The following is a 13,502-nucleotide window of genomic DNA, read 5'->3' as shown; positions in this document are numbered from 1 at the left end:
GTCACTTCAAGAGCTCGTAGTTTATCGTCCAGCCCTTCTTGTCCAGCATGGCCTGGAACTTCCTGTTGCTTTTCAGGCTGTCTACCATGTCCTTGATGTGAGTATCATACTTATTGCCGTATAGCTCACGTATCTCGTCGATGTCCATTTTCATGGCCATGTCCCAGCGCCCGGCGTCGATCAACTTCCGTTGTTTTGCGCGCCACTGTTCGCTTTCCTTGCTGGAGCCCGTGCTTGTCAGGTCCCGGTGGTCTTCGGCGTCCATACGGATCGCAGGGCCCATGCCTGCGCCGCCGCCGTTCTTGCTTGTCCGGAATCCGGGCATGTCAAGGTGGGCGTAGGACGCCTTGGCGGGTATGTGATTGATCTCCTGGTCGGCGGGGTTGATGCGTTTCTTGTTTTTGTCCAGGAGGTTTGCCGGTTTCAGGCCGCTGTACCAGCCGCCTTTCTCCGTGCAGCCCTTGGCGATCAGGCCTTCGGGGTCCATCCGGATGTGCGGGTTGGTGACGTATGCGACTGGGTTGGGCGCCGGCCCGAGGCCGAGCGGGTCGGGGCTGGCGTAGCGGGCGGTGTCCGGGTCGTAGTGGCGCTGGTAGTTGTAGTAGAAGCCGGTCTCTGCGTCGTCGTACTGGCCGGGGAAGCGCAGCGGTGTGAATGCTGCCGCATTCCGGTTCCAGCTTGTGGCGCCCCAGAGTGTGGATTGGCTGCGCCAGGCGATCGCGCCGTGTTCGTCGATGAGTTCGCTGGGCGCGCCGACGAGGTCGGTGACGATGGCGAAGAAGCGTGCATCGACTTCGTCCTGCGGCTGGTGCCCGGGGCCGGTGCGGCGTTCGAGTTGGGTCAGCGGGCGGTAGTCGTCGTAGTCCCAGGTGGTGGTGATGTGGTGTGCTGTGTCTGTCTGCTCGGCCAGTCGGGTTCCGTCCCAGGTGAAGTAGATGGATTGGGCGATGGTGTGCCCGTCGGCGGACATCCGGTGTTTGGCTGTGCGCCGCCCCAGTGGGTCGTAGGTGTATGTCCATCGAGTGCCGTCGGGAGTGGTGCAGGCGACAAGGCGGTTTTCCTCGTCCCAGGTGTATCGCCAGGTGTCCGGCGTCTTCGACAGTCGCATCTTTTGACGCAGGGTGGTGCGCCCTGCGCTGTCGTACTCGTAGCGGACTCGTCCAGCGGTCAGGACGCGCGTGCCTTCGTAGGTTCGTTGTCCCCGGCCTTCGGTGCGCATGGCCTGATCGGGCCACTGGGCACTGATCTCGTTGCCGGCGCTGTCGTATGCGTACGATTCCGACCAGTTCTCGGCTGTGACGCGCAGCGGACGGCCGACTGGGTCGAGGTTGAAGGTGCGCCTCGTTCCGTTGAGTGCGTCGAAGATCTTTTCGAGGCAGCCGTCGGCCCGGTAGTCGTATGTGCGGGCGCGCAGGGTCCGGTTTCCGGCGGTCAGTGACTGTGAGGTGAGTCGGCCTACTTCGTTCCACTCGGAGGTGAGGGTGACTGGTGCTTCGGTGGGTCCGAAGCTGCGGGTGACTTCCTTGCCCCACGCGTCGTGCGTGAAGACAAGGGCGTGGTCTTCGCTGAGCAATTCGGTGCGGTTGCCCACCGCGTCATAGGCAAACCGTGTTACAGCGCCGGTGGGTGTGGTGCGTGAGGTGCGGCGTCCCGCAGCGTCGTAGGTGAAGTGGGTGGTGCGCTCGTCGACGGTTTCAGCGATGACCCTGCCGACGATGTCCCGTTGCAGGGTCAGCGTGGAGGTGGGGGATATCAGAGAGCTGATGCGGCCGACTGTGTCGTACCTGTAGCGGGTTTGCCGGCCCGCTACATCCTTCGTGATGACGCGGCCCATGGCGTCGTACTCGCTTGTGATGCGGGCGCCGAGCGGCGTGGTACGTGCGATGGGTTGGCCGATGGGGTCGTATTCGTATGTAACCGTGCGTTGGTCGAAGTCGGATTCGCAGGTCAGGTTGCCGGCCGCGTCGTAGGTGTAACTCCACTTCAGTCCTTGTGGGTTCTGGACTTCGGTGAGGCGTAGTTCGGTGTCGTACGTGAATGAGTACCGGGCGCCGTCTGCCCCGGTTCGGGCGGCTAGCAGGTCGAAGTGGGTGTACTCGAAGCGGGTGATGGCCCCGGTGGGGCCGGTGTGTGATGTGCAGTTGCCCTCGGCATCCCAGGTCCAGCGTTCCTCGGTACCGTCCGGCGCCACACGGCGGATGAGCCAGCCCTGGGGCAGCCACTCCAGGAGTGTGGTCGCACCTCCGGGGGCGGTGGCGCGGACGGGTCTTCCGAAGGCGTCGCGCTCAACGGAGGCCGTGTGGCCGAGGGCGTCGGTGCGGGAGAGGACGAGGCCTGCTGCGTTGTTGGTGAGGTGTTCGGTCATGCCCACCGGGTCGGTCAGGGTGAGCAGTGCGCCGCGTGCGTCATAGGAGAAGTGCGTTTCGGTGCCGTCCGGCGCTGTGATCCGGGTGCGGTTGCCCCGCTCGTCGTAGTGCTGATGCCAGGTTGTGCCGTCGGTTTCTGTGATCTCTTCCGGCAGATTGAGGTGGTTGTAGCGGGTTGTCGACTGGGTGCCGTCCGGGAACTGGATCGCTGTCAGGTTGCCGCTCTCGTCCCAGGTAAAGCGGGCGGTGTGGCCGAGTTGGTCGGTGCGTTGCAGCAGGTTGTCCCGGTGGTCCCACTGGAAGTGGACGGCGTGGCCGAGGGGGTCGGTCTCGGAGACGGTTTGTCCCAGCGCGTTGAGCTGGATGACAGTGACCGCTCCTGTGGAGTCAGTGAACCAGGTGACGTGTTCGGTGGTGTCGTAGGCGAAGCGTGAGGAGAGCGCTCCGTCAGGGCCGATCGTTTCTACGACTCGGCCGTTTGCGTCGTAGATGTATGTGTAGGTGTGGTTGTTGCGGTCGGTCCACGATGTCACCCGGTGCTCGTCGTCGTAGGTGAAGCGCAGGGGAATGGTGTCGGAGAAGGACGTGACCTCGCTGAGGTCGCCGCCCTCGCCGTAGCCGAATGAGGCGACTCTGACCGGGCCGTTCGTAGTGCGAAGTTCCAGTGCTGCAACGCGGCCTGACACCCGGTCGCGGGCGACGCGCACGTCGTAGCCCCCGTGGTGGATGACGGCGCTGGGCATGCCGTCGTCATCGCGGATGATTTGTATGGTGTTGCCGTTGCGGTCTTCGATCTCGCTGAGCCAGTACAGGCCGCTGGATCTGTAGAAGTTGCCGACGAATCGCCGTATATGGCCGGAGTACGGGTCGGTGGTGGCGTAAGTGACCTCGCCAAGCGTGTCCTGTCCGGCATATGTGAGGGGAACGCGTTCGCCCTCGACGGGTTCCACCGGATCATCCGAGACAGTCGGCACGCGCGGGTATACGAGGACCGAACCGTCTTCGCGTGCCCAGACCGCACCATTGCCTGTCAGTTCCAGGCGCTCGTCGAGCGTCGATGCCCAGCTGGGCCCGAAGCAGTGGCCGTAGCGGTAGCCGGAGATGTGAGTGCGGCGCAAGATTAACGGCAGTACTCCCGGCAGGCCGAGATCGGTCTGGGACAGCACCATCTCGCCGCTGGCGACATCGACGGGGTCTGTCTTGCACCTGCGGCGGGTCAGGGCGACTGCATTGCCACGCGCGTTGGCGAGGGCGCTCTTCAGTGATGCGGGCAGGCCTTTTCGCAGACCGTCTAGGCGCGTGTGTCCGCCGCCATGAGCAAGGTCGATGGCGTTGACCCGGTCACGGACGCCGAGGTCGATACCTTTGTGCAGGCGGGAAACCGCCCGCACCCGCTCCGGGATGGTCACCGTGATGTGTGTGGAGATCCTCTTCAGAGCTTTCTCAGAGCCCTTGATCGCGGCGTGCAGGACACTGTCGAAAACCTTCGTGAACGGGTCGCGGCCTTTGCTTCGGCCAAACGCTCCTCTCACCCGCGTCAGGGGTGAGGATGCGGCGGTGTGCAGGTCGCTGCCGTGCCCCGAGACTTTGCCCGCGCCGTCCTCGAACTCGACGTGGTCGATCTTGAGGGCCTTGCCGGCAACAGAATCAGTGGAGCCGCCGGCCGAGGCAAGCTGCATTCCTCCGTGCTTGCCGCCACCGTGCCCGCCGCCACCGCCACCTCCCGCGGGAGGCATGGAGAAGGCGCCTTCGGCCAGGTCGAGGACCATGTCCTCGACCATCGCCTCCAGCTTTGCGTTGACGGGCTCGGTGATCTTGGCGATGACCTCATCGACGATCCGGTCCACGGCCTCGTCAATGATGCGCTTAACAGCCTGCCGCATCGCGGTGACCTCGGCCGCTCCGATCAGTGCAGACAGCCCACCCGTGACCACGGCGAGGCCTGCTGAAACACCCACCGACCCCGCCATGACGGCGAGTTCGGCTTCGGCCTTGACTTTCATGCCGTAGATGACGTCCGCCAGGACGTCGCAGGCATCAGCGAACAACCGCGCAAGTTCAGGAAGTTTCTCCAGATGACGGGACTTGACCAGGCCCCAGTGCTTCTCCATCGCGTCGACGGCCCATCCTTGGGAAGAGGAGAGGATCCGTGAGAAGGCCTTGTGGGCATCGGCGCCATGGCCCTCGAACTTGTCCGCGAACTCCCGCATAGCGTCGGCCATGTCACGGTAGTCGTCCTCATCGACGTTCGGGAACTTGATCCCGATGAAGTCCAGGACGTCGTCCAGCCAACCCGGGATCGTGTAGCCCATCCCTGTTCCTCCCGTTGCCTTGCACGTGATCACGCAAGTGCCTTCACGCGTCGCGGTTGAGAACCTTAGTTCGCGGCGGTGACACCGTCCAAGCCGTAAGCCGTGCATCGCTGCACGTCAACGCCCTGTCGCTGTCCGAAAAGCGTCGCCGGCTCATCGGGTCGCACTCCGCTGGGCGCCACTGCGCGCACGTCCGGGAAGCCAGACGTTCCACCGAGGCCGAAGCAACCCGGTTCGCGCGGCCAACGAGCGCATCGTCAAACCGTCCCCCGGACCTGATGACCACAGGGGTTCCGGTCACCGATGTGGCCTCCCGGACCAATATGGGTTCTGGCGATTCCGTAGAGACACGTCAGGCCCTGGCAGGGGCTCATGGCACTCCCATGCAGGTGAACGGTCCCGGACACTGTGGGACCGGGAACATGGAGAGGTGCCCGGAGCGGCTGATCGGGGACCAGCAAGCACGCCTCAAGGTCGGATCTCTTAGGACTTGTCCGGCCGATCATGTGACTACTGCGCAGTTGTGCCGTTGATGGGGCATGGGGCGGGAGATTTGACGGTTGCTGAGTGGGAATGCCTGCGGCCGTTCCTGCCGGTCAGCAACAGGCGCTGTGGCAGGTGGCGGGACCACCGGCAGGTGATCGACGGGATTCTGCACCGGGTTCGGACCGGTGTTCAGTGGCGTGACCTGCCCGAATTCGGGCCGTGGAAGACGGTCTATGAACGTCACCGGCTGTGGTCGGCCGACGGGACGTGGGAGCGGCTGCTCCAGCAGGTCCAGGCCGCGGCCGACGCGGCGGGTGAGATCGGCTGGGGCATCGCGGTGGATTCCACCATCGTGCGTGCTCATCAGCACGCGGCCGGCGCTCGGACCGAGCTGCCGCTGGCGCCAAAGGGGGCCGAAGGTGTGAAACACCAGGGCGAAACGCCGTGGCAGAGCCTGGTGGCCCGCCTGGTGGAGGTGGTGCTGGAGGTGAGGGCCTGGGCCGCTCGCGGGGTGGGTTCACCAGCAAGCTCCACCTGAGCGCGGACGGTCGCTGCCGCTCGTTGTCACTGGTGGTCTCCGGCGGGCAGAGGCGGACTGCACCCAGTTCAAGCTCGTGCTGGACAAGATCCGCATCCCCAGGACCGGTCCGGGCAGCCGCGCAAGAAGCCCGACAGCCTGGCGGCCGACAAGGCTTACAGCAGCGGGCCCTGCCGCAAAGTACCTGCGACGGCGGGGTATCCGCCACACGTTCCCCGAGAAGACCGAACAGCCAGGCCGCCCGTCTACAGAAGGGCTCGCGTGGCGGACGGCCACCCGGCTTCGACGAAGACCGCTACAAGAGGCGCAACACGGTCGAGCGGGCGATCAACCGTCTGAAGCAGTCCCGGGCAGTCGCCGCCCGCTACGACAAACGCGGGTACGTCTTCCTCGGCACCGTCACAGCAGCAGCCCTGGTCATCTGGCTGCGAACTTGATCGCCCGGACAAGTCCTGGCAGGGCAACCGAATTGGACGCCATCGATGTTGGCAGAGCGGAAATGTTTTCGGCAAACCACCCGTCAGACATGCGAGTTGATCGGCATCATGGTCATGTGACGCAATTCGCCGAGATACAACTGGCCGACGATACCTGCGTGCGCCTGGAACTGGCGCCCATGGGGGCTGCTCACAACCGTACGGGCGGAGGTCTGCCCGGAGGCGTTGATGGGGTCACCCCGGTCGGGCGGAGCGGCCGGGCCGCCGCCCTTGCCACCGACACGCTGCGTGACGTGCTTCGCCCCCTCGGCCCGCTGCTCCAGGAGGTACACGACGCGGTGGGCACTGCGCGCAACCGGCCGCAAGAGATCACGGTGCAGTTCGGCGTGCAAGTCGGGCAGGATCTCAAACTGGGGATCGTCGGGGCAGGTGCCCAGGCGAACCTCAGCGTTTCGGCAACCTGGCGAATGCCGAACAGTACGGACTGACCGTGGGATGGTTCCGCACCATGGGCGCCGACTCGCGTCCTCCCGCCATTTCGATTCTGAGCCAGTTGGACGGCGAGCCCGTCGGCGCAGGCGTGCTGTTGCCCGGTCAGCATGTACTGACCTGCGCTCACGTGGTCAACTGCGCTGTCGGCAGCGACATGTTGGCTGTGAAGTACCCCGGACATATCTCGTTGCGGATCCGGGTGTACGGGCCGGCCAGCACCCACATGTGTCAGGCCGAGCTGACGGCGTGGATAGCTCCACGCCTGGGGGATGGCGGGCTCGGGGCCTATGAGTGGAACGGCGACCTCGCCGTGCTCCGCCTCGACTCCGCATTGCCCCCCGGCATCCAGCCGCCGCGCTGGCGTCCCATGGCGGAAAAGCAGCTCGTGCGCGCCTGGCACGGCGGCGCGGAACGCAGTTCCTTCGCCGATGTCGAAGTGACCGAATGCAACGGTCGCTTCGGCTACGTGGACGCTCTGCGCGACAAACTCGCCGTCGACCGCGGCTACAGCGGCGGCCCTCTGTGGTCGGGCCGCGACCGGGCTGTCGTCGGGCTCGTGACGGCGAAGCTCAACACCGACGGTTCGCTGAGGCGTGCCTGGGGCATTCCCTGGCAGCGGATCCGCGACGAACTGACCGGTGCGGGTCTGGCAGATCTCACCACGCAGCCCGACGACGACATGCGCGGGGATCCCTTCTACGCCGAACTCGTCGCCCTCCTGGACCGGGGGCTGTCCCATCCCGAGGACTGGGCCCGCTGTGGGAGAGCCGTGGCCCGGGAGTGCGGACTGGAGCACAGCGGAGACGGTGAACCGTCCGCCGAGGAGTTCGCCCGCCTGGTACTCACGCACGAACGTGCTCTGCCGGCGCTGGTCGGAGCGTTGCGCCATACCGCCCCGCATCTGGCGGACGAACTCCTGCTTGCTGGCCGCGGCACCCGGTTTCCGCGGCTACTCAGCCCCGGGGAGTTCGACCTGCTGGTGCGGCGCCTGGAGGCGCTGGACGCGGCCTCCCTTGCCCGTCTACCCGCAGCCCTGCGGGCGGCGCTACCGCTGGCTGTCGTGCCTGAGCCGCTGGTCTCCCGTGCCTCCCGGGGGCACGGCATCGGGGATCTCGTTGGATACCTCGAGGGCCTCCCCGGCCCCCACGTGTCTTCCTTTGCCCACCCGGGAGAGGCGGCCCCGGTCCCCGGTCTGGTGCGCGTCGTTGAGTTCTTGGCCGCTGGTTGCCCTCCGGAGCAACGGGGCGCGCTGCGCCACTGGGGCACACAAGTCGTCGCGCGGCTGGCCATCCACCAGTCCGCTTTGGAGGACCGCCGCAGGGACGCGGAGGAATGGGCTGCTCGGCAGGAGCGGGCCGCGGCCCCCCGGTTGCTGGTGGAGCTCTCCTCGTCCGGCACCGTCAACGGCGCGGCCTGTTATCGGCTGCGGCTGTGGTGCGACGACGCAGACGGGCCGCGCCGGATATCCGAGGAGGATGACCGGCCGCGCACCGCGCAGGAGGCGACCCGCGAGATTTTCGATGCTCTCGCCCCGTTTCACCCGCGGGAACCGGACGGCCCCCTGCCCGTCGTCGCACTCATCGTCGACCGCGACGGGTTGGAACTCCCGGCCGATGAATGGCGGGACTCGGGTCTCGGAAGGGTGCTGACGCGCGTCTTAGGCGCCGAGTATCCCCTGGTGGTCGACTGCCCCGAACTGCGAGAACTCGGCGGCAGGCGCTCCGAGGCCGAGTGGCGGCAGCGTTGGAAGCGCTTGGACGAGGGCGGCGTGCTGGAGGTGACGCATCCGGGCACCGACCAGAATGAGGTGTACGGCGTACTCATGGAGCAGCGGCACATCGCGCAGGTCATGGTCGACGTTCCCTCGGCGGCACGGAGCGCGATCGTCCAGACGTGCCTCGTGGTGGGCGTGCCCGTGATCCTTTGGGACCGCAGCGACACCTGCCGCTCCCCCGTCGTCCGTCACGTCGCGGGCGTCCCGGTGCGCAGCCTCCCGGAAGCCGTGCGGATGTATCGCGCCAAGACGCTGCAAAGGCCAGAGGATTTCACCGGGCGCCCCGTGCTCACCTGGGCCGACGCCGACCGCCCGGATCCGCGGCCGCAACTGGAACTGGCCGATCCAACGGAGTCCTTGTGATCCGCACACACGTGCACAGCCCGGCCGAGACGGAGGTTCTTCGATGAGCACGCAGGCGGACTGGCGGTTGTTCCACGGGGACGGGCGGCAGCGGGAGACGCCCCTTCCGCCAGCGCCGCCATGGCGCCGCTTCGGCGCGCCCGGCTCTGCAGGGGGCCCGCGGCACCTTCCATACCTCATCTCGCCTGAGCACAGCGACGTGGTCAGTGCTGCTCTGCACCTGCGTCGTCCATTGCTCGTCACAGGCCACCCGGGCACGGGGAAATCCTCGTTGGCGCGGGCGATCGCACACGAGCTCTCACTGGGCGGCGTCCTGCACTGGCCGGTCAACAGCCGCTCCACTGTCCAGGACGCGCTCTATCGCTATGACGCCATCGGTAGGCTGCGTGAGACCTCACTGTGCCGCGACCGGGGCGAGGAGGAACCTTCCATTGGCACCTTTGTGCGGCTCGGGCCGCTCGGCACCTCGCTGGTGCCGCGCCGGCGGCCCCGGGTGCTGCTCGTCGATGAGCTGGACAAAAGCGATATCGACCTGCCTAACGATCTACTGACGGTCTTCGAGGAGGGTGAGTTCGAGATCCCGGAGCTTGCGCGTCTGCCCGAGGCACAGGCGCAGGTCGAGGTGCTCACGGCGCAACCCGGCGAGCAGGCGCTCCTCGTACGAGGACGGCTGCGCTGCGAGGAGTTCCCCGTCGTCGTTATCACAAGCAACGGCGAGCGGGACTTTCCGCCGGCCTTTCTGCGCCGCTGCGTCCGCTTGGAACTGCCGGCGCCGGACGAGGAACGGCTGCGGGCGATCGTCGCCGCCCACCTCGGGGAGGGGACGGTCTCCGAGGCCGACGATCTGCTGGATGCCTTCCTGCGGCTGCGCGCGACCAAGGAGCTGGCGACGGACCAGTTGCTGAACGCGGTTTACCTGCGGGCGGGCGGTGTGGATCTGTCGGCCGAGGGGCTGCTGAACGCGGTATTGCACCGGCTGGGTGGGGCGGTGTGAGGTTGTGACGGGGATGGCAGACGACCGTGGCAAGCCCGGCCCTCCTGGCGAGCGCCCTCGACTTGGGCACCTGGGTGAAGCTCTGTCGGTCCTCGCAGACAGCGGCGTCGTCCTGTCCCCAGAGGAGCTCTTGGACACGTTGTGGCTAGCGGGTCGGTTGCCTGCGGGGGCTGCAGACGCGCCGTTGCTGCGTGCGGCGCGGTCCCGGCCCGTCGTCGACGGGCCGGGACCGGCCGCAGGAGACGATTCACTGACGGACACGGCGGAGCAGCCAGGGGAACAACCGTCCACACCGCCCGCCCAATCCCTGGGGGACCGGGATATCGGTGGGACGAGCGGCCTATACGCCGCGTCCGGGCCGCCCGGGTCGCGGCGTGACCCCGGCGCGGACGGGGTTACGCCGCTGCGCGCCCCCGAAGCCAAGGCCGTGCGCGCCGAGCTGCCGATCGGCCGGGCGCTGCGTCCGCTGAGGCAGTACAGGCCTAGCATGGTCAAGCGGGAGTTCGATGAGGGGGCTACGGCTGCGGCTTTCGCTGACTCGGGCCTGGTGGACGTCGTCACCCGGCCGGCGCGGGAGCGCTGGCTTGACCTCGCGTTCGTCGTGGATGACGGGATGTCGATGCTGCTGTGGCGGCGGCTCGCCGTCGAGCTGCGCGCCCTGCTTGAGCGCACGGGAGCCTTCCGGATGATACGGGTCCTCGGCCTGCACACCCGGGGCGCGGACAGTCCGGTGTTGCGCTCCAGGCCGTACGACCCTGGCGCGCATCTTCTCCCGTCGGCCACCCTGTCAGATCCCACCGGGCAGACGCTCGTGCTGGTGGTGAGCGACGGGATGGGATCCGCTTGGCGCGATGGACGCATGGCCGCCGTCCTGGAGCACTGGTCGGGCTGCGGGCCGACGGCCGTGGTGCACGCCCTGCCACCGCGGCTGTGGAACAGCTCGGGGATCCGCGCCCAGCGCCGGAGGGTGAGGACTTGGAGTCGCGGCTCGGCCAACACGGCCTGGACAGTGACAGATCCGGTGCTGCCGGCACAGCTGGCGCCCTTCGACGGCGTACCGGTGCCAGTGCTCGAACCGGATACGGCATCGCTGGCTGTATGGGCGCGGCTGGTCGCCGCGCCGCACGGCTCGGCGGTCCTGCCGCTGCTGGCCCGGCCCCGCCCCCGGCGGGGTTCCTCGGCCGAAGCATCCGCCGGCGGTCTGCGTGCGGTACAGCGTTTCCGCGACGCCGCGTCTCCCGAGGCATACCGGCTGGCGGTGCATCTGGCGGCCGTCGCGCCGGTATCAGTTCCGGTGATGTGGCTGGTTCAGGAGGCGGTGCCGTGGCAGGCGGACACGGGGCATCTCGCTGAGGTGTTCCTCGGCGGGCTTCTGCGGCCAGCGCACGAGGAGGGCCAGGAGGCCGTGCTGCCCCAGCATCGTGCCTTTGCGTTCACTGAGACGGCGCAGGACGTGCTGCTCGGCGCGGTTCCGGCGGCTGAGCTGCTGCGCACGAGCCGAGCCGTCGGACGCAGACTGGAGCGACTCGCGGGCCGCTCACCCGACTTCCCCGCTTGGCTCGCCCAGCGGGACGGCCCCGATCGTCTCCCTCCAGGCGCACGGCCCTTCACCGCGGTCGAACAGCGGCTCGCGAGCCGGCTCGGGGTGCCGTGGCGTGGGGCGGTGCCTCCCGCTGCGAACCCCCAGGCACCGTTGGAGGCCACGTTCAGGTCCCCGGCGACGGAGCAGAAGCCGGCCGCCGCGACCACTTGTCCAAGCTGCGGAGAGCTGGTCGATCCGGGCGACAGGATCTGCGGAGTGTGTGGGACGGACTTGGATCACTTGAGCCAGGGGGCGACGAAGCCGTGGCCCCAGGTTGCCCGAGACAGGAAGGACCCCCGGGGAGGGGGGGGCCGCACGGCCGCCCCGGCGCCCGGCTGGGAGCGACTCGTGGACCAGTCGTCCACCCTTGGCCCCTATACGCTGCACGCGGTCAACCGGACGGGCGCGCGAGCGCTGGCCTACCTGGGCCGTGACCGAAATGGCGCCGAAGTCATCGTACGAGCACTCTATCCGGGAGCCGGTGGGGAGGACATCCGACTGCTTGACGTGGCCGTGGAAGCATTAAGCCGGATGTCCGGGCGTTACGCTCCCGTGCTTCTAGGACATGACACCCAGGACGTGCAGCCTTGGATGGCCGAGTCGGTCATCCGCTCCTCCGACGGATCGCCGGCCCGGAAGCTAACCGACATACTCACAGAATCCTCGTCGTTGACCTCGCGTGAAGCGATCAACCTGGGATGGCAGCTCTCGGACGCAGTGATGCTGTGCCACTCGCTCGGCATAGCACTTGGAGACTTCCACACCGGCACGGTGCTGGTCGCCTCGGGTCGCGTCACCCTCACCGCCTGGACCTCGGCGGTCATCGAGTCGTGGATGCCGACTCAGAGGGCGGCTCCCTGGATGGATTACACCGAACGTGCCCTCGGCAACATCAGAGAACTCGGCTGGATACTGGCGGGATTGGGCGGTGAACTGCAGCCATCACGCCAGGGAAGTCCGCCGTCGAACCGGCGGAGGCCCCAGTACGAGCCGCTCCGGGCCGTCATCCAGCGCTGTTTAGAGGCCGACACCGTGGAAACAACGCCGTCGGCCCAGGAGGTCGCCGATGTGTTCGCCCGGTTCCTGACGCCCTCCGCGTCGTCACTGTCGCCTGCAGCGCGGCCGAGAACGGTGCAGCCGGGTGCAGGCAGTCGGGCCAGCACGGAGCCGCGGGCAAGCCGCACGGAACTGGAGACCGGAGCCGCGAGTAACTCCTCAAGCGTTTCACCGGTACGCAGGCCAGTATTCAGACTCTTGTCCCGCTTCAGGTTCGGCGGAAGCGCGCAGGAAGCTGAGCGGCAGCGAAAGCTGGAGTTGATCCGCACGCCGGTGCTGTCCTGCTACCGGATCACTGTGATCAGCCTCAAGAGCGGTGTCGGCAAGACGATGACCACCACCGCTCTCGGCGCCACGTTCGCTTCCGAGCGCCAGGACAGGATCCTGGCCATCCACACCGGCTCGGCAGCCAGCCCCCTCAGTCGCCGTGCCCGCCGCGAGACCGGTGCGACCCTGCGCGACTTGGTGCAAGCGATTCCGCGCCCAGACGGCTACACCGACATCCGCCGGTTCACCTCCCAAACCTCCTCCGGCCTGGAGACTCTCGCCAACGACGTGGACCCGAACGGGTCTCTGGCTTTCAACGACCAGGACTACCGCCGCGCCCTCGATATGCTCAGCCGCCCGTACCCGATCATCCTCACCGACGCGGACATCGGTCTGCTCCACAGCGCGATGCAGGGCGTGCTCGACCTCGCACACCAACTGATCGTCGTATCAACGCCATCGGTAGACGGCGCGAGCAGCGCCAGCACCACTCTGGACTGGCTGTCGGCACACGGCTACGGAGACCTGGTGCAGCGCGGCATCACCGTCGTCTCCGAAGTCCGCGAGACCGGAAAGATGATCAAGACCGAGGACATCGTGGCGCACTTCGAGACGCGGTGCCGCGGCGTGATCGTCGTACCGTTCGACCCCCACCTCGAAAGCGGCGACGAGGTGGACTTGGACTTGCTGCGGCCGAAGACCCGCGAGGCCTACTTCGACCTCGCAGCCCTGGTCGCCGAGGACCTCGTCCGGGCCCAGCGAACCGAGGGGGACGCCGGGCGGTGAGCTCACACCGGATCCAGGGCCGGGCACGCTCCGCATGCGCAAATCGGGG

Annotated in this window: 5 protein-coding genes and 1 pseudogene; 5 read left to right on the top strand and 1 reads right to left on the bottom strand. The window is 67.3% G+C overall.

The features are described from left to right. Position 1: 1 nt before the first annotated feature. Complete coding sequence (locus HZZ00_RS18910; RefSeq protein WP_180333296.1) at positions 2-4,678, bottom strand: DUF6531 domain-containing protein; 4,677 nt, start codon at positions 4,676-4,678, stop codon at positions 2-4. Positions 4,679-5,210: 532 nt separating this feature from the next. Between HZZ00_RS18910 and HZZ00_RS18905 the strand changes: the two are divergent. The 5 genes and pseudogenes from HZZ00_RS18905 to HZZ00_RS18885 all read left to right on the top strand — a co-directional run bounded on the left by HZZ00_RS18905 (position 5,211) and on the right by HZZ00_RS18885 (position 13,453). Then, positions 5,211-6,139, top strand: a pseudogene (locus HZZ00_RS18905) (IS5 family transposase). Positions 6,140-6,255: 116 nt separating this feature from the next. Beyond that, the gene (locus HZZ00_RS18900) at positions 6,256-6,627 is read left to right on the top strand and encodes a CU044_2847 family protein (RefSeq protein ID WP_180333295.1); all 372 of its coding nucleotides are present in this window, start codon (positions 6,256-6,258) and stop codon (positions 6,625-6,627) included. A 20-nt stretch (positions 6,628-6,647) separates the two neighbouring features. Next, positions 6,648-8,768: a serine protease gene (locus tag HZZ00_RS18895; RefSeq protein WP_257585898.1), complete on the top strand. Its 2,121-nt coding sequence runs from the start codon at positions 6,648-6,650 to the stop codon at positions 8,766-8,768. Positions 8,769-8,811: 43 nt separating this feature from the next. After that, positions 8,812-9,762, top strand: coding sequence for a MoxR family ATPase (locus tag HZZ00_RS18890; RefSeq protein ID WP_180333293.1), 951 nt, complete (start codon positions 8,812-8,814; stop codon positions 9,760-9,762). Between the two features lie 13 nt (positions 9,763-9,775). After that, the gene (locus tag HZZ00_RS18885) at positions 9,776-13,453 is read left to right on the top strand and encodes an SAV_2336 N-terminal domain-related protein (protein ID WP_265537345.1); all 3,678 of its coding nucleotides are present in this window, start codon (positions 9,776-9,778) and stop codon (positions 13,451-13,453) included. Positions 13,454-13,502: the final 49 nt, after the last annotated feature.

It is taken from the genome of Streptomyces sp. NEAU-sy36 (genome assembly GCF_013423905.1).
Classification (GTDB): domain Bacteria; phylum Actinomycetota; class Actinomycetes; order Streptomycetales; family Streptomycetaceae; genus Streptomyces; species Streptomyces misionensis.
Note: the sequence above shows the minus strand (reverse complement) of the source record. Positions and strands in the feature narration are given on the sequence as shown.

What these genes read in the sequence shown, in the direction of transcription:
- HZZ00_RS18910 (WP_180333296.1), bottom strand. Translation starts at nt 4,678, where the DNA reads ATGGGCTACACGATCCCGGGTTGGCTGGACGACGTCCTGGACTTCATC.
- HZZ00_RS18895 (WP_257585898.1), top strand. Translation starts at nt 6,648, where the DNA reads ATGGGCGCCGACTCGCGTCCTCCCGCCATTTCGATTCTGAGCCAGTTG.
- HZZ00_RS18890 (WP_180333293.1), top strand. Translation starts at nt 8,812, where the DNA reads ATGAGCACGCAGGCGGACTGGCGGTTGTTCCACGGGGACGGGCGGCAG.
- HZZ00_RS18885 (WP_265537345.1), top strand. Translation starts at nt 9,776, where the DNA reads ATGGCAGACGACCGTGGCAAGCCCGGCCCTCCTGGCGAGCGCCCTCGA.